At 48.3% G+C, this 21595-nt stretch carries 17 protein-coding genes; 12 read left to right on the top strand and 5 right to left on the bottom strand.

The window, feature by feature from the left end:
* Positions 1-8: 8 nt before the first annotated feature.
* Positions 9-887: a helix-turn-helix transcriptional regulator gene (locus ABIE50_RS01240; protein WP_209856728.1), complete on the bottom strand. Its 879-nt coding sequence runs from the start codon at positions 885-887 to the stop codon at positions 9-11.
* Between the two features lie 129 nt (positions 888-1016).
* Positions 1017-3413, bottom strand: coding sequence for a S9 family peptidase (locus ABIE50_RS01245; protein WP_209856726.1), 2397 nt, complete (start codon positions 3411-3413; stop codon positions 1017-1019).
* Between the two features lie 362 nt (positions 3414-3775).
* Between ABIE50_RS01245 and ABIE50_RS01250 the strand changes: the two genes are divergently transcribed.
* The 12 genes from ABIE50_RS01250 to tatA all read left to right on the top strand — a co-directional run bounded on the left by ABIE50_RS01250 (position 3776) and on the right by tatA (position 14859).
* Complete coding sequence (locus ABIE50_RS01250) at positions 3776-4450, top strand: FadR/GntR family transcriptional regulator (protein ID WP_260607398.1); 675 nt, start codon at positions 3776-3778, stop codon at positions 4448-4450.
* Positions 4451-4498: 48 nt separating this feature from the next.
* Positions 4499-5719, top strand: coding sequence for an MFS transporter (locus tag ABIE50_RS01255; RefSeq protein ID WP_209856724.1), 1221 nt, complete (start codon positions 4499-4501; stop codon positions 5717-5719).
* 65 nt (positions 5720-5784) lie between these two features.
* Entirely contained in the window at positions 5785-6657 is an 873-nt protein-coding gene (locus ABIE50_RS01260) for an EamA family transporter (RefSeq protein WP_209856722.1), read from the top strand.
* Positions 6658-6723: 66 nt separating this feature from the next.
* Complete coding sequence (locus tag ABIE50_RS01265) at positions 6724-7374, top strand: tetratricopeptide repeat protein (protein WP_142684881.1); 651 nt, start codon at positions 6724-6726, stop codon at positions 7372-7374.
* A 110-nt stretch (positions 7375-7484) separates the two neighbouring features.
* Positions 7485-9431: a TonB-dependent receptor plug domain-containing protein gene (locus ABIE50_RS01270; protein WP_209856720.1), complete on the top strand. Its 1947-nt coding sequence runs from the start codon at positions 7485-7487 to the stop codon at positions 9429-9431.
* 17 nt (positions 9432-9448) lie between these two features.
* On the top strand, positions 9449-10042 hold the full coding sequence (locus tag ABIE50_RS01275; protein WP_209856718.1) for a DUF6580 family putative transport protein: 594 nt from the start codon (positions 9449-9451) through the stop codon (positions 10040-10042).
* Between the two features lie 195 nt (positions 10043-10237).
* Positions 10238-11566, top strand: a complete 1329-nt coding sequence (locus ABIE50_RS01280) for a DUF5074 domain-containing protein (protein ID WP_209856716.1) — start codon at positions 10238-10240, stop codon at positions 11564-11566.
* A gap of 60 nt (positions 11567-11626) precedes the next feature.
* Positions 11627-12139, top strand: coding sequence for a bifunctional adenosylcobinamide kinase/adenosylcobinamide-phosphate guanylyltransferase (locus ABIE50_RS01285; RefSeq protein WP_142684877.1), 513 nt, complete (start codon positions 11627-11629; stop codon positions 12137-12139).
* A gap of 10 nt (positions 12140-12149) precedes the next feature.
* Positions 12150-13196 carry a nicotinate-nucleotide--dimethylbenzimidazole phosphoribosyltransferase gene (cobT, locus tag ABIE50_RS01290; RefSeq protein WP_354027835.1) on the top strand — a complete coding sequence of 349 codons (1047 nt, stop codon included), beginning with the start codon at positions 12150-12152 and terminating at the stop codon, positions 13194-13196.
* Complete coding sequence (locus ABIE50_RS01295; protein WP_209856714.1) at positions 13193-13969, top strand: adenosylcobinamide-GDP ribazoletransferase; 777 nt, start codon at positions 13193-13195, stop codon at positions 13967-13969. Before cobT ends, ABIE50_RS01295 begins: the two co-directional genes overlap by 4 nt.
* Positions 13954-14508, top strand: a complete 555-nt coding sequence (cobC, locus tag ABIE50_RS01300) for an alpha-ribazole phosphatase (RefSeq protein WP_209856712.1) — start codon at positions 13954-13956, stop codon at positions 14506-14508. Before ABIE50_RS01295 ends, cobC begins: the two co-directional genes overlap by 16 nt.
* A gap of 129 nt (positions 14509-14637) precedes the next feature.
* On the top strand, positions 14638-14859 hold the full coding sequence (gene tatA / locus ABIE50_RS01305) for a twin-arginine translocase TatA/TatE family subunit (protein ID WP_142684874.1): 222 nt from the start codon (positions 14638-14640) through the stop codon (positions 14857-14859).
* A gap of 84 nt (positions 14860-14943) precedes the next feature.
* On the opposite strand, the gene ABIE50_RS01310 is transcribed toward tatA, so the two are convergent.
* The 3 genes from ABIE50_RS01310 to ABIE50_RS01320 form a co-directional block, all read right to left on the bottom strand.
* Positions 14944-16266 carry a DUF5690 family protein gene (locus ABIE50_RS01310; RefSeq protein WP_209856710.1) on the bottom strand — a complete coding sequence of 441 codons (1323 nt, stop codon included), beginning with the start codon at positions 16264-16266 and terminating at the stop codon, positions 14944-14946.
* A gap of 407 nt (positions 16267-16673) precedes the next feature.
* The gene (locus ABIE50_RS01315) at positions 16674-18260 is read right to left on the bottom strand and encodes a SusD/RagB family nutrient-binding outer membrane lipoprotein (protein ID WP_209856708.1); all 1587 of its coding nucleotides are present in this window, start codon (positions 18258-18260) and stop codon (positions 16674-16676) included.
* A gap of 26 nt (positions 18261-18286) precedes the next feature.
* Positions 18287-21496 carry a SusC/RagA family TonB-linked outer membrane protein gene (locus ABIE50_RS01320; RefSeq protein WP_354027836.1) on the bottom strand — a complete coding sequence of 1070 codons (3210 nt, stop codon included), beginning with the start codon at positions 21494-21496 and terminating at the stop codon, positions 18287-18289.
* Positions 21497-21595 lie beyond the last annotated feature (99 nt).

The following is a 21595-nucleotide window of genomic DNA, read 5'->3' on the forward strand; positions in this document are numbered from 1 at the left end:
AATTTTTATCAGGAGATATGCTTCCGGAATTCCTCCGGCGTTGTTCCTGCGTATTTTTTAAAAAACTTGGTGAAGTAAGAATTGTCGGCAAAATTGAGCTGGTAGGCAATAGTAGCTATACTCATATCTGCATTGATCAACAGCCGTTTGGCTTCCAGCAGTACCCTGTCGCGGATAATTTCCCCTGCCGATTTTCCCAGCATATGCCGGCAAAAAGCATTGAGATAATTGGGTGTTACATACAGCAGGGAAGCATATTCTTTTGGCAACCGCAACTGCATATAATGCTGTTCTACCAGTTTGCGGAAGTTGCGCAGCAATACATAGTTGTGAGGCGGCTCCTGCTTTGCCGCGCCCTGCCTGCTGGCACGGCTAACCTCAATAAACATTCCCAGTACGTGCAGCCGCAGCATATCCTGGCTATATGGCTGTTCTCCTTTTATTTCTTTCAACATTGCCTCAAACTGTGCAGTAACCACCGGCATCGCTGCTTTAGGCAGCTGCACCACTCCTTCCGCGCTAACCCCGCTGAAAAAAGGAAACCGTTCCACGTAGTCTGCGTCCTGCAGAAAAGCATTAAAGAACCCTGCAGATACATTCATCACGTAACCTTCTATCCCGCCGGAAAAAAACCAGCTGTGTACCTGCCCGGGTATCATAAAGTATAACTGTCCCGGTTTAACGGGAAACTTTTCAAAATCGATAGTATGACTTCCGCCTCCGGCAGTAAAAAACGCCAGGTGATAAAACGAATGCCTGTGTGGGAAATGTATATCCCGGTGAGCTGCCAGGTATTCAGAGAACCTTGCTACCAGTATATCTTCAGATGCCGGCTTACCCATAGCCAGGGAACAGATATCGTATGTTGGAATGAGCGCCTTTGACATGATGCAACAAAGGTACAAAGGAAGTAAGAAGGGGGGTTGTGGTATTAGGGGGTTTAATGGTACTTTTTACTTATTACGATAATTTTTGTGATGATCCGGGCCGGATCATCACAAAAATTACGGCGCTTACTATTGTTTCACATATTTCATCAGCCATTCGTCCATTTCCCACAACATATGCAGGATGCTTTCCCTGGCGGCGTAGCCATGGCTTTCCTGGGGCAGGAATACCAGGCGTGCGGTGCCGCCGTTTCCTTTAAGGGCATTGTATAATCTTTCGCTTTGCACCGGGAATGTACCGGAATTATTATCCGCTTCCCCGTGGATCAGGAGTATGGGCGTTTTCAGCTTATCGGCGTAAGAGAAGGGCGACATTTTATAGTATACTTCCGGCGCCTGCCAGTAGGTGCGTTGCTCGTTCTGGAAGCCGAAAGGCGTTAAAGTGCGGTTATAGGCGCCGCTGCGGGAGATGCCTGCCTTAAACAGGTTCGTATGTGCCAGCAGGTTAGCCGTCATAAATGCGCCATAGGAATGCCCTCCCACTGCGATACGGTCTTTATCGCCAATACCCATTTCTGTGATCTTGTTCACCGCCGCTTCCGCATTCATTACCAGCTGGTCAATAAAAGTATCGTTGGGCTCTTTATCTCCTTCACCTACAATAGGCATTTCGGTGGCGTCCATTACTGCAAAGCCGCGGGTTACCCAGAATACGGGCGAGCCATAGTTCACGCGGGTGAACCGGTAGGCGGAGCCACGCACCTGTGCGGCATCGCTGGCAGACTTGTATTCCCGGGGGTATGCCCACATCAATACCGGCAGGCGGCCATCTTTGGCAGGGTCATATCCTTCCGGCAGGTATAACATAGCGGTGAGGTCCACACCATCTTTCCGTTTGTATTTCAGCAGTTGTTTCTGCACACCTTTCAGCTGCGGCTGCGGATGGGGAAAGGCAGTAAGCGCCACGGATGATTTCTTTTTAAGATTTTGCAGGTAGTAGTTTACGGGAGATGATACTGATTCCCGTGCAATTACCACTACAAGTTTGGCCGGATCAATCACGTCGGCCACCTGCTCATAGTAAGGCGCTGATGAGCGCCAGAGGATCTTTTGTTTGCCGTTGTTTAAATTAAAAGAAGACAGGAAAGGCCGGTCTCCTTCAGGAGAAGCACCGGGGGCCGTCATCAGTAATTCCTGTGAAGGCGACACATATAATACAGACCTGTTGTACTGGTTCCTGATGGTTACCGGTGATCCGGGATCGTTGTAGCGGTCATTTTCGGAGCGGTCTATCAGTATAACCGGCGCCTGTGAAGGATTAGCCGGGTTAATACGGCTCACCTTTATTTTCTGTTGGGTATTGTTGGCGTCGTATACCAGTGCCAGCTGATCGTTTGCCCAGCTGATGCCCGCAAAGCGGTTCACTGTTCTCACCAGCTCCTGTGGCGCAGCGGTGAATGGCGCCGGCAGGGTATTGATCACATCACGGAAAGGCACTTCCTTTTTAGGATCGCCTCCATCCAGGGCCTGTACCCACCAGATAGTGGCCGGTGCATCATTACGCCAGGCGAAGTGTCGGGGATAGTTGCTGGTAGCATCAAATCCTTTCGGGCGCACTTCATCCAGCGGGTTGCTGGCCAGTTTCTTTACCAGCTCTCCATTCATTTTCCACACTTCCACTTCTGTAGGAAAACGGCTTGAGCCCACCAGGTAGGAATACGGGCGGTGCAGGCTTTCCATCAGCAGGTATTGATTATCCGGCGATGGGGAGGCGGTTACATACACTGCGGGTTTGCCGATCACCTGTTCGCTGCCTTCGCCGATGATCACCGGTTCGGACCGGAAGTAATAATCAAACAGCTGCTCGTCGTAAGGATTTTTCAGCATGTCCTGGTAAGTAGCTGCAGGAGCGGCTTTACCGGAGGTTTGCTGTACGGTTGGCCCTTCCGGCGCCAGTGGTTTTTCGGGCGCTTTACCAATGGAGGCAGGTACCGCCAATACCAGGATACGGTTATCATCGATCCAGGTAAACGCAGGTCCTGCTATATCATTCAATGCGCGCGTGCTTTGCTGTGTGGCTGCACCGGTGGCAATATCTGCTTTCCACAGGGTGATGCGGCTGTTGTCTGTAATGGTAAAAGCGATGCTTTTTTGTGAGGGCGACCAGCTGATGTTGCTGATGCGTGCATTGGCAGGCAGGCCGGTAACTGCGTATTCATTGTTGCCTTTGATGTTTTTGATGCGGATGGCAGTGATATAGGCAGCGCGGCTGGGGCCAAAGTTGGCCGGGTTGATGCGGGCTCCTGCCAGCCGGTATTCCGGCTGCGACAACTCTTCAATAGAAGGGTAACTGGTTCGCTCCATGATCAGCATTACATCTCCCTTACTGCTAAAGTCGGTTGACGGCGAAGGAGCTGCCATAGCCAGTTCCATGATACTTTTCGGAGGGACCTGGTATTTCAGCGCATCCTGTGCCTGGGCCTGAAAAGTGATGAATAAGGATAGCGACAGTATTAATTTTCTCATAGCGGTTGATGTTGATATTGATACCTGATCCGGCCAAAATAAACTTATTGACACAGTCTGCAAAGCAGAAAATGATGAGTGAAAAAAGAAAGAACCTTGTTGTAAACCAGGTACAGGATTTACAATCAATGATATAAACCTTTTATAAAGTCTGCCACTAAATTACCATCCGGGCAATAGGCGGCAAAACCGGCGGATTGGTTTTGCCGCCTATTGCCGGATTTCGCAGCCGTAAATCGGGGTAAGTGCATGCACTAAGCATTGGAAGTGCATCATGAGTGCATTGCGGGCGTATGAAAGTATATGGGAAAAAAAGTATAAAAAAGTAAAAAGTTCCATTACCTTTGCAAACATCAGATGATATGATGAATACAAACAGTTCTCCTTTAAAACGACTCAGCCTGGCAGAAGAGGTGGCAGACCGCCTCCAGGAGCTGATCAGATCCGGTAAGTATGCGGTGGGCCAGCAATTGCCCACAGAGCCGGAATTGATGCTGCAATTTAGCGTAGGCCGGTCCAGTATCCGGGAGGCAGTGAAAATACTGGCCCATCGCGGGCTGGTGCGGGTGCAACAGGGGTTGGGCACTTTTGTGCTGTCGCAATCCGGCTCCGGTGAAGCATTATCGCAGCGGTTGCAGCGGGCCGATTTTGAAGACCTGAATGAAGTGCGTTTCCTGCTGGAAGTAAAAATTGCGGAGAAGGCTGCTATTCACCGCAGCAGTAAGGATATTGAGAAGATGAAGGGCTTTCTGAAAAAGCGATTTGAATACGCGTCCAATAACCAGCTGGAACCCTGTATCCAGGCGGACATTAATTTCCACAACGCGCTGGCGGAAGCAGGTAAAAATGAAATCATGCGCGACCTGTACAGAACTGTGGCGGAGCACCTGAAAAAATCTTTCCTGCAGCGTTTTGCCAATACAGACAGTTTTGTGCGCACACAGCATTATCATGATGCACTGCTGCAAAGTGTTATTGATAAAGATCCCAAGAAGGCGCTGGTTTGGGCAACAAAAATCAGTGACCAGAACAAATAATTTTTTTTATCCTTAAACATCAGATGATCTGATCTTAAAAGAACAGAAATGGAAACAACATTATCAGAACAGCATAAAACAGCCGCCCAACAGGCAGCTCAAAACACGGTGCTGTCTATCCTATTGGCGTTAAGTTTTACCCACTTCCTGAACGACACGATGCAATCGCTCATTCCTGCCATGTATCCTGTGCTCAAAGATTCGCTTAAATTAAATTTCACACAGGTAGGGTTAATTACCCTTACATTCCAGATGTCTGCCTCACTGCTGCAACCACTGGTAGGCCTGTATACCGATAAAAAACCGCAACCTTATTCGCTGGCTATCGGCATGACCTTCACGCTGATAGGGCTGGTATGTTTGTCGTTGTCGCACAACTTCCCTATGGTATTGGTATCCGTAGGATTGGTAGGCGTTGGTTCCGCCGTATTTCATCCCGAGGCATCGCGGCTGGCACATATGGCTTCCGGCGGAAAACATGGTATGGCGCAATCGCTGTTCCAGGTAGGCGGTAATGCCGGCAGTTCCCTGGGACCACTGCTGGCAGCCATGGTGATTGTTCCTTTCGGGCAGTTCCATGTGATCTGGTTTTCCGTGGCCGCTTTGCTGGCTATCGTGGTAATGCTGAACATCAGCAAATGGTATCTTTCCAATACACACCGCATTAAACCGAAAAAGGCGGCGCTGGGGCCCGACAGGCCGAAGCTGTCCAACTCCAAGATCATATTTTCGCTGGGCATCCTGCTGGTGCTGATCTTCTCCAAATATTTCTACATGGCCAGTATGACCAGCTACTATACCTTTTACCTGATGGACCGTTTCCATATTTCCACGCAGGCATCGCAGGTGTACCTGTTCATTTTCCTGTTTGCAGTAGCGGCGGGTACTTTCATTGGCGGCCCTGTGGGCGACCGTATCGGGCGTAAATATGTGATCTGGATCTCCATCCTGGGCGTAGCGCCGTTCTCCCTGCTGCTGCCGCATGCCACCCTGTTCTGGACAGCTGTGCTTAGTGTATTCATTGGCGTTATACTCTCCTCTGCATTTTCCGCCATCCTTGTTTACGCACAGGAACTGGTGCCGGGTAAAGTAGGCATGATTGCCGGCTTATTCTTCGGGCTGGCCTTTGGTATGGCCGGTGTGGGTTCTGCACTGCTGGGCCGCCTGGCAGATGCCACCAGTATTGCCTATGTATACCAGGTTTGTGCTTATCTTCCGTTAATAGGACTCCTTACCGGGTTCCTGCCCAACCTGGAGAAAAAGAAATAGCAGCGTTTAGCGGAGGCGGTGGCCTCCGCTAAATTCGCATACATTCGCACACTAAAACAATGGTTATGTGGAAAGGCATACTGCTTGTGCTACTTGGCGCATGCAGCTTTGGAATTTTATCAACGATCGTTAAATCGGGTTATCAGCAGGGATATACATTAGGCGAATTATGCAGTGTACAGGCGGGTTTCGGGATGGTGGCGCTATGGATCATCCATGCGCTTTCCGGTAAAAGAACAGTGGGACCCGGCAACAAGGCTGTCCGTACCTGCTTTATCCTGGGCAGTTCCACCGGCCTGGTAAGCATCACTTATTACCAGAGCGTACAATATATTCCTGCCAGTATTGCTATTATACTACTGATGCAGTTCACCTGGATGAGCATGCTGGCAGAATGGATCATCTATAAAAAGCGGCCCTCGGCCTTACAATGGGTGGCTGTATTTTTCATTCTTGGCGGTACCCTGCTGGCGGGAGGCTTATTTAACCATGGCCACAGCGCCCTGAACTGGAAGGGCATTGGCTTTGGCCTGCTGGCGGCTATGTGCTATACCGTGTTCATTGTGATAAGCGGCCGCGCAGCCGCTTCATTGGGGCCGGTGCTGAAGAGCGCCTGGATTGTTACCGGTGCATTTGTGCTCATCAGTCTCATTTTCCCGCCGGTATACCTCTATAACGGCCGCTTTACCGGCACCAGCCTGTGGATATGGGGCATTCCCCTCGCCCTTTTTGGTACCGTGCTGCCGCCTTTCCTTTTTTCAAAGGGAATGCCTCAAACCGGTGTGTCGCTGGGCGCTATCCTCAGCGCTGCCGAGCTGCCGGTAGCCATGCTGGCTGCTACTATTTTCCTGCACGAACCCGTATCATCCCTCCAGATACTGGGTGTAGCCATCATATTAGGAGCTATTGCCATGGCAAACGGAAAACGCCGGAAATGAAAACCCATGAGGTGTTTTTTTTATTTATCTTTGCTCCCTCATTAGTGATTTACGAACTGTTTTTTCATGAAAGCATTTAATTTTTTTATTCTATATCGCCTTCCGATCGGTATCCTGTTACTGATAGGCGGTATTGCGCTGGGCCTTACGGTTGGCTGGTGGGAAGCCACCATTGTACTGGTACTGGCAGTAGTGTGTTTGGTAACGCATGTGATGTTTGGCCCGATGAGGATAGTTCAGGAAGCCGTGGAAGCCGGCGATATTGAAAGGGCTACCGCCCTGATGAACCAGGTAAAGTTCCCTAAACTGCTGTACAAACCTATCCGCTCTGTATACTACTTTATGCAAAGCAACATGGCCATGTACTCCAACGATCTCGATAAAGCTGAATCCACTATACGCCAGAGCATTAACTCGGGCAGCCCTATGAAGGAATACGAGGGTATGCAGTATTTTCAGCTGGGTACGATCGCCTATCAGAAAAATGACCTGAAAACGGCTGATCAGAACCTGAAAATAGCGATGCGCAAAGGCCTGCCGGACAAGGAAAACTCGGCTGCGGCCCTGTTAACCCTGGCGTCTATTGCCATGAGCCGCCGCGATTTTAAATCGGCCAAAGAATATTTCCGCAGGGCGAAAGCTCAGAAGCCCACCACTGCGCAGATTGTAAGCCAGATCAAAGAAATGGATAAATATATTTCCCGGATGCCGGGATAAGCAACCTGCTTCCGGCAGTTTGCCTCAGAAAATGCAGTGGCGATAAAGTAACCTAAACCTTTGTCCCCGCTGCATTTTTTTATTTTATAAATCGCTAACCAACATCGCGGATGCAATTAAAACTTTACACGTCCCTTTTCCTGTTTGCTGCACTGTATACTGCTGCTGCCGCACAGGATACCAGCCGTATCAGCCAGCTGAACGAAATCACCGTTACAGCCGCCAAAGGCCCCCAGAAGGCCGGGGAAACCGGCAAGGTAGTCACTATCCTTTCACATGAATACCTGCAGCGTAACAGCGGCAGGAGCATTGCCGGTATCCTGAACCAGCAAACCGGCCTGATCATCAACGGCGCTGAAAACAACCCCGGCACTGTATCCAATGTGTACATGCGCGGGGCCTCCAACGGCAATACCCTTATCCTGGTAGATGGCCTCCCCGTAAGCGATGCGTCCCAGATCAATAACACTTTCGATCTCAACTTCATTACCCCCGACCAGGTAGAACGGATTGAAATACTCCGTGGCAGCCAGTCGACCCTCTATGGCTCCAACGCTGTAGCAGGAGTGATCAACATCATTACCCGTAAAACAGGTGATAAAAAATTTGGCGCAGGCGCCACCGCCAGCTATGGCAGCTACCACGATTTCCAGGGTAACGTAAATGTGCATGGTAATATTAACCGGTTCTCCTACCTGGTAAGCTACAAACATGAAAACACCAGGGGTTTCTCAGATGCCTACGACTCCACCCGCAAAGCAGGGTTTGATAAAGACGGTTTCCGGCAGCATAATGTTTTTGCCAAACTGGGGCTTACTGCCGGGAAACGCTGGAATTTCGGCTACCTTTTCAATTTCAGCGATTACCATCACGACCTGGATGAGGGTGGCTACAAAGATGAAACGGATTATACCGGTAAGTCCAAATACCTGCTCAACGGCTTCAACAGCGAATACCGGTTTAAAAACGGGTCCTGGCACGTGTTGTACAGCTACCAGCACACCAACCGGGAAATACTGAACGACTCCGGTTATGTGGGTGTGGGCGCTTACGCACGGTACGACAGCTCCCTGTTCACCTCCAACATCCATCAGCTGGAAAGTTATGTGAACCTGGATCTGAGCAGCCGCATCAGGCTGATCGGAGGCGCCGCCTATTCCCGCTCGGCCACTGATCAGAAAGATTTCCTGGAAAGCACCTATACCCCGGGAATAGTGACCACCATGTTATCGCCCGACACCTCGCATACCAGCCAGATCAGCCTGTATGCCTCATTCCTGCTGCGTAACATGAATGGCTTTAACCTGGAAGTTGGCGGCCGGTTCAATCACCATAGCCTGTATGGTAATAACCAAACCTTCTCCTTTAATCCTTCTTACCTGATCAATCCAAATCATAAGGTATTTATCAATATTTCTTCCGCCTATACGGTTCCAACCCTGTACCAGCTCTATGCAAATGGGTATGGCAACCGGGATCTGAAGCCGGAAACCACTACCAGCTATGAGGCCGGCTACCAGGCCAATGTGGCCAAGGGAAAGGTGGATTTCCGGGTAACCGGTTTTGCCCGCAATACCCGCGACCTGGTGATCTTCTATTTTGATCCTGTCACCTTTTTCAGCCAGTACCGCAATGCCAACAAACAAAAGGCTTATGGCGCTGAAGCGGAAGTTACCTGGAGCATTACAAAAAAACTCCAGTTAACAGCCAATTACACGTATGTGGATGGCCGGGTTACCGTGAACCAGAATGGTAAGGACTCTTCCTACTACAACCTGTACAGGGTGCCTAAGAACGCCGTGAACGCCACTTTAGGCTACCAGGCCACCCGGGCGCTGTACGTATCGGCCACCGCTAAATACATCGATAAGCGTTTTGAGGGAGCTAACCCGATGGGGGATTATTATACCGTGGATTTATATGGTGAATATAAATTTGGTAACTTGCTTAAAATTTTCGCCGGTTTCAGAAATATTACGGATTATCAGTATTTTGATATTTCCGGATATAATTCACGCCGGTTTAATTTTAATACCGGTATCGTAGTTAATTTGTAAACATTAAAATCAACATAATGTCTTTAAAGAATCTTAATCCACGATTTGGTGTATTGCTGCTTTTTATCCTGGCAGCAGGTGTAATACGTGTTGTGTTGGGATCTGATGCTACTATGCAACCAATCGCCATGTTTACCCCGGTAGGCGCTATGGCTTTATTTGGCGGCGCTTCTTTTTCACAGAAATGGAAATCATACGCTTTTCCTTTATTAACGCTCTTTGTTAGCGACATTATCCTGATGCAGGTTTTTCATAAACAATTTGCGGAAGGCTTACTGTACAGGGGCTGGGTATGGAATTACGCCAGCTTTGTACTGATCGTATTACTGGGACAGCTTTTAATCAAAAAAGCGAGTGTGGCCAACGTCCTGATGGGTTCTGCAGGCGCGGCGCTCCTGCACTTCCTGGTGTCTAACTTCGGCGTATGGATCAGCGGTTCCACCAACATGCTCACCGGTTTACCGTATACTAAAGATGCGGCAGGATTAGCCAGCTGCTATATCCAGGCGATTCCATATATGTGGTATGTGCTGGTAGGTAATATTGTTTACTGCAGCATTTTCTTTGGCAGCTTTGAACTGGTTAAACGCAGACTGCGTTTTGCACAATAGTATTTTTACATTTGTTTTTTAGAGATTTGGGGCTCAGGCAGATGAACACATTTGTCTGACTCTAAATCTCTAAATTATTATAGGGGATTTCATATTTTTCCTTCTTCTGCATAGCATTTCTGTATTAGCACCCTGGCTACAGTTTAACTGTAATACCCATACGAAAACAAGACATACGAAAATAAATCACGACACATGCGCAGCATTTCACGCAAATTTCAGGTTTCCTTTATTGCAGCAGTATTCGCTATTGCAGGTTTAGCCTCCTGTTCTAAGGATAACCAGGCAGAAGTAATTATACCACAGATAGTAAGCCCGGGGTTGAAAAACGGTAATGACACCATCTTTATTGGCGACAGCCGGGTACTGAGCCCCCAGCTGGCAGAAGTGAAAGATCCTACTTTCCTCTGGCTGGTGAACGGCGTGCAGGTAAGCACCGATTCTACCTATACTTTTACTGCAACAGCAAAAGGTGATTATACCATCTCCTATAAAATAATTTCCGGCAATGCCCTGGCTACTTTCTTTTACCGTATTAAAGTACTGGGCAAATTTGAGAACGGCTTCTTCCTGGTGAATGAAGGCTGGTTCGGTCATGGCCCCGGTGATGTGAATTTTTACCGCAACGGGGAAGATTCTGTTTACCAGGATGTATTTCAGCGGACCAATCCCGGTAAAACATTAGGCAACACTACTGATTACGGCGCTATTTACAACAATAAAATGTACCTGGTATCCAAACAGGGCGCCTTTGTGGTAGCCGACCCGGGTACCATGAAAGAAACCGGTCGTATTGACCAGCTGCCTGCTGCAGGTAATTCCTTTTGCGGTATAAACAACGGCACCGGCTTAATAGGTACCGCCGATGGCGTATATCCCGTTAACCTGCAAACGCTGGCTGTAGGCAGTAAACTCGCCGGCGTAACCGGCCAGGTGGGTGGCATCATAAAAGCTGACCCTTATGTGCTGGTAATGTCACAGTCGCAGGGTATTGTGGCATTAAACAACACCGATCTGAGCGTGGCCAGGGTATTAGGCCTTGCAGATGTGGGCTTTACCCGCACACCGGATGGCACCGTATGGGCAGCCCGTGATAACATGCTGTTTGCCATTAATGCCAACAACCTGGAAATTGATACCGTAACCGTTCCCTTCCCGGTATATGGATCCTGGGGCGCATGGAATGCAGGTATGCTGAGCGCATCTACCACTGAAAACGCAGTATTCATCGGCAAAACAAATCCATGGGGCGCCGGCGGTACAGAAGTATACAAATATGCAGTTGGCAATTCCAATTCGCTGAATACACCATTTATAACCATCCCGGCCGGACGTGAAATGTATGGCGCAGGTGTGAGATATAACCCTGGCAACAATACTATCGTGGTAACAGATGTGAAATCTGGTTACGGCGATAACTATAAAAACAATACGCTGTACATCTATGATGCCAGCAGCGGCGGGCTGAAGAAAAGCGTGAACTTCACGGGCTTCTTCTTCCCGGCCATGCCATTGTTTAACTAATCATTCCCTGTGGCCGGCTTTGATCAAAGCCGGCCACAGGACCAGGCTAAAAGCTTTTCTATGCTTCATTTAATTACAGGCGGCGCCCGTTCGGGTAAAAGCAGGTACGCACAGGAGCTGGCCTTATCACAAAGCGCTCATCCCATATATGTGGCCACTGCCAAGGTGTGGGATGATGATTTTGCACAACGCATACAGCGGCATAAGGAGGAAAGAGGCCCGGCGTGGGTGAACTATGAAGAAGAGCTGTATGTAAGCCGCCTTCCGCTGGACGGGCACACCGTAGTGATCGACTGCATCACCCTCTGGCTTACCAACTTTTTTACTGCACACGATTATCATACCGGTAATACGCTGCAGGCCATCCAGGCGGAAATACACGCCATTCACCAGAAAGCAGGCACTTTTATTATTGTAACCAACGAGATCGGGATGGGCGTTCATGCCGAAACAGAAGCTGCCCGAAAGTTTACCGACTTACAGGGCTGGGTGAATCAATATACAGCACGTATATCCGGCACCGTTACACTAATGGTGTCTGGCATCCCGGTTGTAATTAAAAAAGAAGTGTAAAAAATCCCTCATGATGAATGATATCCGCATACCACCAGTGTCTGCCAAACTAAAAGCCGCACTACAGGATAAAATAGATCAAAAGACCAAGCCGCCCGGTTCGCTGGGAAAACTGGAAGGTATTGCCCTGCAGGCGGGCCTGGTACAAAATACACTGAGCCCGTCTATAAAGAATCCCGCTATCATCGTATTTGCAGGAGATCACGGCATTGCAGCCGACGGACAGGTAAATCCTTTTCCGCAGGCTGTTACCGCTCAGATGGTATACAACTTCCTGAACGGCGGCGCTGCCATCAATGTGTTTTGCAGGCAGCACCAGCTGGATCTCACCGTGGTGGATGCCGGGGTAAATCATGTGTTTGCACCGCATCCGCAGCTGAAAGACCGCAAGATGGGCATGGGCACGCAAAACTTCCTGCATATGCCGGCCATGCAGCTGGATCAGTGCAAACTGGCCATGCAGGCGGGCGCCGAAGAAGTGAAATTGCTTTCGGGGAAAGGCTGTAATGTAGTAGGCTTCGGGGAAATGGGCATAGGCAATACCTCCGCGGCATCGTTGCTGATGAGTCATTTTACCGGCATACCTGTAGCTGAATGCACCGGTGCAGGCACCGGCAGCAATACACAGCAGCTAACACAAAAGAAGGCCATACTCCAGCAGGTGATGGCAAAACATGCAACTCCCGCTTCGCCGGAGCAGGCCCTCGCCACATTTGGCGGCTTTGAAATTGCCATGATCTGTGGCGCCATTCAACAGGCCGCAGCCCTTAATATGCTGGTGGTGATAGATGGTTTTATTGTAACCGCCGCCTTACTGGCAGCCGTACAAATGCAACCCAACGTAAAAGACTATTGCATTTTTGCTCATTGCTCTGAAGAAAACGGGCATAAGGCGATGCTGCAACATCTTGAAGTATCACCTTTATTACAAATGGATATGCGTTTGGGAGAAGGTACAGGCGCCGCACTGGCCATTCCCCTGATCCGGAGTGCTGTAGCCTTTTTGGAAGAAATGGCCAGTTTTAACAGTGCACAGGTATCAAACCGTACGATATGAAAAAACAGTGGCAGCTACTGCTAACCGCTATCATGTTCTATACGCGCATACACGTTCCCGTTAGTATCCCATGGTCCCCGGAAATGCTCAGTCAGGCTACCCGCTACCTTCCCCTGATAGGATGGATAACAGGTATTATTATGGCGGGCGTGTTGTATATACTTGGCAACATCGCTCCTCCCGTGGTGAGCATATTACTGGCGATCATTGCAGGCGTTTGGATCACCGGCGCTTTTCATGAAGACGGGTTTGCAGATATGTGCGATGGTTTTGGCGGCGGGTGGAGCAAAGAAAAGATCCTGGAGATCATGAAAGACAGCCGCATAGGCACTTACGGGATGCTGGGACTGCTGCTGATCATGACCCTTAAATACCTGTCGCTCCGGGAACTATCGCTGTACAAAGTGATGCTGGCCATTATAAGTGCGCAACCACTGAGCCGCTTTGTAGCCGTAACAGTGATCTATACCCATAAATATGTGCGTGAGAACGACGACAGCAAGGCCAAACCTATTGCCCGGGGCATTTCCCTGCCCGACCTGTGGATAGCCGCTCTCTGGGGCTTTATTCCTTTTATTGCAGCCATGATTTACCTGCAGAATTACACCCTGTTGCTTACCATTCCGGCCCTGGTTCTTGCCCGCTGGTATATGGTGCGGCTTATGCAGAAGTGGATAGGCGGCTATACCGGCGATTGCCTGGGGGCCGTGCAGCAGGTATCGGAAACTGTTATTTATTTATGCTTTTGTATTCTTACATGGAAATATATCTGATCCGGCATACCACACCGGCTATAGAAAGTGGTATTTGTTATGGCGCATCCGATGTGGATGTAGCTGACAGTTTTGATACCGAGGCAGCCCGTATAAAGCCCCTGATCCCGGCGGGGCCACTGGAAGTATACAGCAGCCCGCTGCAACGCTGTGAAAAGCTTGCAGCTGCGTTATTCAGTAACTATATCAAAGACGACCGGTTAAAAGAAATGAACTTTGGTAGCTGGGAGATGCTACCCTGGGAAAGCATCAGCAAAAATGCCCTGAGCAAATGGGCAGACAATGTAGTGTTTGAGCATATTCCCGGCGGGGAAAGCTATGAGGAACTGTATAACCGCAGTATAGCCGTACTGGAAGAGATCACTGCTACGGGAAAGGATACGGTGCTGGTTACACATGGCGGGGTGATCCGCTGTATAGTGGCGCATGTGACCGATACTCCGCTCGTGGATGCGTTCGACATTTCCGTGGATTATGGCCATATTTCGCATCTGAGAGTAGAGAACGGAGAGATAAAAGTGATAAATTCTAATCTGTAAATAATTGTCTTTAAACAAATTATATTAAAATTTTTAAATATCTCCCTAAAAAACAAAAAAACTGGTATTTCGTGCTAACTTTATGTTTGCATATACCGTATATAAAAGCACACAATAAAATCTGTTATAATGACAACATCTTTTCTGAATATCCCGCTTTTGTTTTTGCAGGAAATAGGTATCAAAGAATTACTGCTGATAGCATTGGTAGTATTGTTATTGTTTGGTGGTAAGAAGATACCTGAGCTGATGCGTGGTTTGGGTAGCGGCATTCGTGAGTTTAAAGATGCCAAAGATGAACCAGGCAAAAAAGGAACTAAAGCCGACGCGTCTGACGCCAAAGCGAACTAAATTCCTGTTATAAAAACAAAAGGCAAATTGCGCATTCAGCATGCACGATTTGCCTTTTTTTATGGGTTTTACAACCTGTTCTTATCAGGCTGCAATCTGTACTTCATCCAGGGTTGAAGCGCTTTTATTGTTCACTGATTCAACTCTTTTTTTAAAATACCAGGCAGATGCCAGCATCATCACGATACCTGTTACAGATACGCCCAATACTGCATCCGTAAAAAACTGGCTCCACGATAAAGCCATCCCGCCAAAGTTCCTGAACAACATCACCAGCACACTTCCCAGGTAGCCAAATGAATCGGCCACATAAATGATAAACCCTACGTTGCTCACGTATTTAAATACCGCAATAAGTCTTTCAAAGAAAATACAGTTAAAGGGAATGTAACCCATATATAATCCCAGTCCTGTTAAGGTCATCCACCATACAGGGTCCAGCCGGTGCTGCCGGAATAACAGGGTGCTGATCAATGCCAGCAGGAACCCGGTGATCACAATAAAATGATTGAGCATAAACGCGTGAAAATTATTCTTCACAAACACCAGCAATCCCATGATCACAATGATGGCCAGCGAAACAGGAATTTCCGTTTGTGTAAAAATGCCCGCCTGTGTACCGTACCCGAGGTCTTTCCAGATATCTGCCGCAAAATTATCACGCATATCCCTCAATACGGTAAGTAATACATAACTGGCAATGAGTAATACCAGCCCCGGTAAAAAGGTATGAAGAAATGTTTTCCTTTCCTGTTTGTTCATAGGCGCGCGGCGGGTTCTCAATTGCTCGTCCTCAGGCGAAGGGGGCGGGATCTGCTCCAGCAACAGTATACAGATCATGATGGGCACAATAAATACCAGGCCGGTGATAAAAGGCATCCAGTATTCCGTTACATGCCAGCTCACCACCGTCATTTTACCTACCGATTTTACAAACCCTGAAGAAAAGATAAAGCTCACCGATAATACGGCTCCCATAAACTCCGTACTGCGCCGGCCTTCCAGGTAGCTGAACACCAGGCCCCAGATCATGCCCAGCGGAAACCCGTTAAGAAAAAGAAACGCAATATTATATGGCGCCGGCACCATGGCGAAACCCAGTAAGGCCAGCCATGATATACCTATCAGCAGCATGATGCTCTGCGCCCGTTTACTCCCTTTCATTTCTGCAATAAAACGGATACCGTAAAACTTGCTGCAGGCATAACCAATTGTTTGTGTAATTACCAGCCAGATCTTGTAATCAATGCCCAGGAAAGTTACTCCCTCAAAAATGCCCGCTGTAAACGGCTTCCTGAAGGCATACATGCAGGAATACGTACCAAAGGCCACCAGGGCTGCATACAGTGAAAAAGTAACATGATGCGCATGTTGCAACCGCTTCCGTATCCAGGTAATATTCAACATCTTTTTGACAAATGGTTTGGGACAAAGGTGTGGGTCCAATGTAAACTCATTGTTAACAAATGCTGAACTTAATGTTAAGTATTATTAAACTCGTTTTCGTGGCCTTCGGCCACTTAAATTGTCTTGGAGCAGGATTAGGATGATGATGCTGATTACGCTGATTTTCCTACGTTTTGTTGTTTGGATTTTAATGTGAATTTGTAAGATGAAGAAGAATTATTACCAGTTTAATAAAAAAAGAGAAAAGAAGAAAGGAAAACAATTCCTTCTTCTTCTCTCTAAAAAATATCAATGAAATCAGTATAATCAGCGTAATCAGTGTTCCAGGACAAAATCCGCGTAATCAGCATCATCATCCTAATCCCGAACCAAGACAATTTAGGTGGCCGAAGGCCACCATTCGCGCACTACTTCAGCAGCCACATATCCGCATTGATATCGTCGGTAGTGCCGCCGAACTGGCTTTTCAGGGCAGCAGTCCAGTTGATGGTGTTGGAAGAGCGGTCGGAATCAGGGTACTTAAAGCGTTTGGGAATAATGCCGCTGTTGCCTGTACCGGAGCCCACGCTGAAAGCAGGTATACCGGTTCTTCTCCAGTTGATGTATGCTTCCCAGCCGGAGTTTTCAAAGAATGCCAGGTACTTTTGTGTGAGGATCTGCGCAAGCCCCTGCGCATTATTACCCTGGTATTTTACACTGGCCTGTTTGTAATAGCCGTTCTCAAAATCGAACGGTACTTCATAACGCTGACCATTATACGTTTTAATAATAGATCCTGCCGTTTCAGCCGGGATGCCATAAAAGCTCAGGGATGCCCTGATGCCTTTTTTATACCAGGTTTCTGCATCGGCCTCAATCCAGCCGCGATTTGCCGCCTCAGCCATGTTGAAGCATAATTCGGGGAAGCCAAGCAACACACCCGGTTCCGCCGCATAGCTGCTGTAGTAGCGGCTGCGGCTGCGCACAGAATACACGGCAGTATCCACATTCGACATTTTCGACGACATATCATCCAGGCTTTCACCGGAAGCTGCACCCACATAAGCAGTGATATCAGCAGGCGATTTATGCAGCTTATTCACCTGTTGTGTGGCCGGTTCTGCGGTAATATAAGCACGCGGGTCCCTGAGCGATACCAGTGTATTCAGGTAAGTGGCCGACATATTGTACCTGGTAGCGTCAAAGCCCAGGTTATCCGGGTTAGACGGATACTTGTTGATGTTATTGTAGATGAACTGCAGGTTCTGATCTGCGGATTCAATTAGCGGGTATTTGGCAGGATTACTAACAATGTTCTTGAACTGCTGCGCTACTTTCAGATCAGCATCAGCTGTTTTTTTACTTAAGGTAATGAGTACCCGTAAACGGAAAGTGTTCACGGCGCGCTGCCATTTACCAAGGTCATTTCCGTAATAAAAATCTCCTTTCAGAAGCTGTCCTTCTGCGGTATTGCTTTTATCGGGATTGGCGATCTGCTGGCCCAGCTGGGTATTGGCTTCTTCCAGCCATTGCAGGATCTGTAAAAACACCTGCTTTTGTTCATCATACGCCGGTGTCAGACCTTCTTTACCCTGCAATGCCTTCTTCATTGGCAGATCACCCACCAGGTTGGTCATGCGGTAAAAGAACCAGGCCCGGAAAAACTTACCCAACGCACCATACGGGTTCACTGCCTGCCCGCCTAAACGGGAGGCTTCTGCTTCCATTTGCTGTACATTCGTGAGGCTGTAGTAACTGTTCAGGTCTGCTCCTCCCCAATCGTAACGCTGATCACCGTAATAGTTATAGTTACAGCAATCGAACTGGTTCCAGCGCATTACATTGCTCCAGGGCTTATCTGAGTTCATATCTGCCAGCACGCCGCCTAACACCAGACTGGGCGGGGTTTGTGCAGGCTTATTGGTGTTAATGGCATAATCATCATACTTCTTGTTACAGCTACTGATCACAGCACCTGTTAAAGCAATGAAGGTTAATATTTTGAAAGATTTCATACAATACATTGTTTTTAAGTGACGGATCAGAAGCTGAGGTTGATGTTAAAGCCGTATCTCTTCGTAGTAGGCGTTTGGAGGGTAGAAGATCCCTGGTCTGCGCCCGGGTACTGGTCCAGGTCCACGTCTTTATTCTTTGCAAAATAGAGCAGGTTCCTGCCCACAAAGGAGATATTGGCCGATCTGATGAAAGTTCCTCTCAATATGGTTTGTGGCAATGCGTAGCCTATAGTTATCTCCCGCAGTTTTGCAAATGTTTTACTGATCAGGTTTGCTTCGTTGGTTCTGTAGTACACGCTGATATAATCCTGCAGGAATGTTTTGGTGGTATTAGGTGCGTACTGCAGTTTATCATAGTTGGTTACATTACCGTTATTATCGTATTGGATGGGAACATTGTTGCTTACCACTACACCCTGGCCCAGGTAGGATTTCACGCCTTTGTAATCCTGGTACCGGGCCTCTCCCATGGCTCCTTCCGTGGTAAGGATGTTACGTCCGCCACGAAAGGTTTGTTGCTGAATGTAATCGATCATGTTACCTCCAACGCGGCCATCGAACTGGAAGCTAAGGCTGATGCCTTTATAGCTGAAGTTATTGTTGACACCCCAAACCCAGTCGGCGCTTGCATTTCCGAGGAACTGCTGTGTTGGATTTACTACCGGGCGGCCATCTGATCCGTTAATGATCTGCCCGTCGGCAGTTCTCACGAATTTGGTACCGTAGATCTTATCTACCCGGTCGCCCACACCCACAAAGGCATTCAGCTTGTCTTCCCCGTCGTAGATCTTCGTATATTTTTCCTGGAAGGTGGACCAGTTGGCCGTGATATTCCAGTTAAGGCCATTGGGATTTCTGATCGGGCTGCCATTCAGGGTTACTTCATAACCGGTTTTACGGGTATTTACACCGTTGATACGGTTCTTGGCATAACCGGTAGCGCTGGGAATAATTACATCGTAGATCTGCGGGCCATTCTGGCTGGTGAAGTAGGTACCGTCAATGCCTATACGGTTTTTCAGGAAACGGATGTCTATACCGGCTTCCACCGCTTTACTGGCAAAAGGCTTCAGGTCAGGATTGGCAATAGTTTGTGAAATATAAGCCCCTGCCTGGTTCTGATATACCGGTGAAACATTATAGAAAGAAGTATTATAGATAGGGCCGTCATAAGACGACTGGTATTCAGAACCATATCCCAGCGGGTAAGTAGCCAGTGGCGTAGCGCCAATGGTAGCCTGTGTAAAGCCGCCTTTTACGTTGGCATAGGAGCCCCGGAGCTTCAGGAAAGATACTGCTTCCGGCAGCTGTATGTAGTCAGACAACACGGTACTCACAGCCACAGACGGGTAGGAATAAACATTGTTTCGTATAGGCAGGTTGGAAGCTTTATCGATACGGTTGGTTAAGGAAACTGTTGCATATTTTCCCAGGTCGATATCCAGATATCCATAAGCGCTCAATACCAGCATAGGCGCGTAGTAGTTAGTAGCAAACAACGGGTCGCGGCTGTTGGCAAATCCATACCATCCCGGTGCATTCAGGTAACCGGTAGATACATAGCTGGAGTTATACCGGTAGGAACGTGCGTTACCGCCTACAGAGGCATGGATACCTATCTGACGGAAGGTGTTGGTGTAAGACAACAATACATCGGTGTTATTTTCAAACATGCTGCGTTTATCTTCCCGGTAATCACCTTTACCTTCTTCGCGGCCATAGGGGTGAGCGGAGAAAGGCACTTTCTCATTCCTCATCAGGTCGTAGGAGGTGATTTGCGTACGGGCTAACAGTTCCAGTTTATCATTGATCTTATAGTTCAGTTTTGCATAACCGTTGATATCTGTTTTGTAGTGGCCGCGCAGCCATTCGTAGGTCATGAACCAGGGGTTATGATAACGTTGGTATTCCGCGTAAATAGACTGTATCCCTTCCTTGCCGGGCTGCCAGTAGTTGCGCATATCGTCCATGCTCCAATCGGCGCCCGCCCAGATAAGGGTATTATAAATAATACTGTTGGGGCCATAGGTTACATCCGGGAAATTGTTTGAATACTGGCGGTTATAGTTCATATAAGCATCCAGTCTTAACCGGGAGTTGAAGTTATAACCTGCGGAGATATTGAAGTTGGTGATGTTCAGGGAGGTGTTGGGCACAATTCCTTTCTGGTAAGAATGTGACAGGGAGAAGCGCAGGTCTGCTTTCTCTGTATGGGAAGATACGGCGATGTTGTTGGTGCTCAGCAAACCGGTTTGCAGGAAGCGCTGCAGGTTGTTTTTACCTCGTGCAATCCAGGGGGTACCTGTGCGTTTGCCGGTAGCCGGATCTACCGGGCTATCGTACTGGGGAATGAGCTGTCCTTCAAATTTAGGGCCCCACACGTCGTAGTCGCCGTCGTTGGTTCCACCTCCTTTACCGTCTACAAAAGCATATTTACCATGATCGCCGGGGCCATATTCATCCTGTACTTTGGGGATGGCGTTGAATCCTTTTTCGAACATGGTACTGGAGTTAAAATCAATAGAAAGGCCGCGTGCATCTTTTGTTCCTTTTTTAGTGGTGATCATGATGGCGCCATTGAGGCCACGGGAGCCATACAAAGCGGAAGCAGTTACGCCTTTCAGGACGGTATAGCTTTCAATATCATCAGGGGAAATATTCCAGGTATCAGAGTTGATGGGTACTCCGTCTACCACATACAAACCAATGTTACTGCCACGGAGCAGCACGAGCGGGGCCGACAGCAGTTCGGCGGAAGCGCCTACCGTAAGGCCGGCTACTTTACCTACCAAACCATTTACCGGGTTAGGTTCCCTGGCTTTGATCAGATCTGCTCCTTTTACTTCCTGTACCGCATACCCTACTTTTTTCACTTCTTTTCGTATACCCAATGCCGTTACCACTACCTCATCGAGGGCTTTTTTATCCGGCTGTAAGAGGATAGTCACATCAGATACTCCTTTCAGGGGATATTCCTGTGGCAGGAAGCCAATAAAGCTTACCTGGAGCACATCGGTACCTGCTGCGGAGATAGCAAAACTGCCGGTGGCGTCGGTAACGGCGCCGCGGTTGGCTCCTTTTACTTTAACGGTGGCGCCGATCACCGGCTGGCGGTCGTCGCCCGCAATAACTTTTCCCGTAATTGCCTGCTGGGCATGTACAGATAGGGTGGCGAGTAGCAGCAACAGCATGGTGCATAGCTGCCTTTTGAGCGCCCGGAGTAGATTTGATTGCATGTAAATGTAGGTTTGGGTAAAATGTTTACATGCAAAGTTTAGGATCCTATGTGACCGGAATGTTAATCTATACTAAATTTAATGTTAAGTATTTGTAAT

This window comes from Chitinophaga sp. OAE865 (assembly GCF_040546735.1).
In the GTDB taxonomy this organism is placed as follows: domain Bacteria; phylum Bacteroidota; class Bacteroidia; order Chitinophagales; family Chitinophagaceae; genus Chitinophaga; species Chitinophaga polysaccharea_A.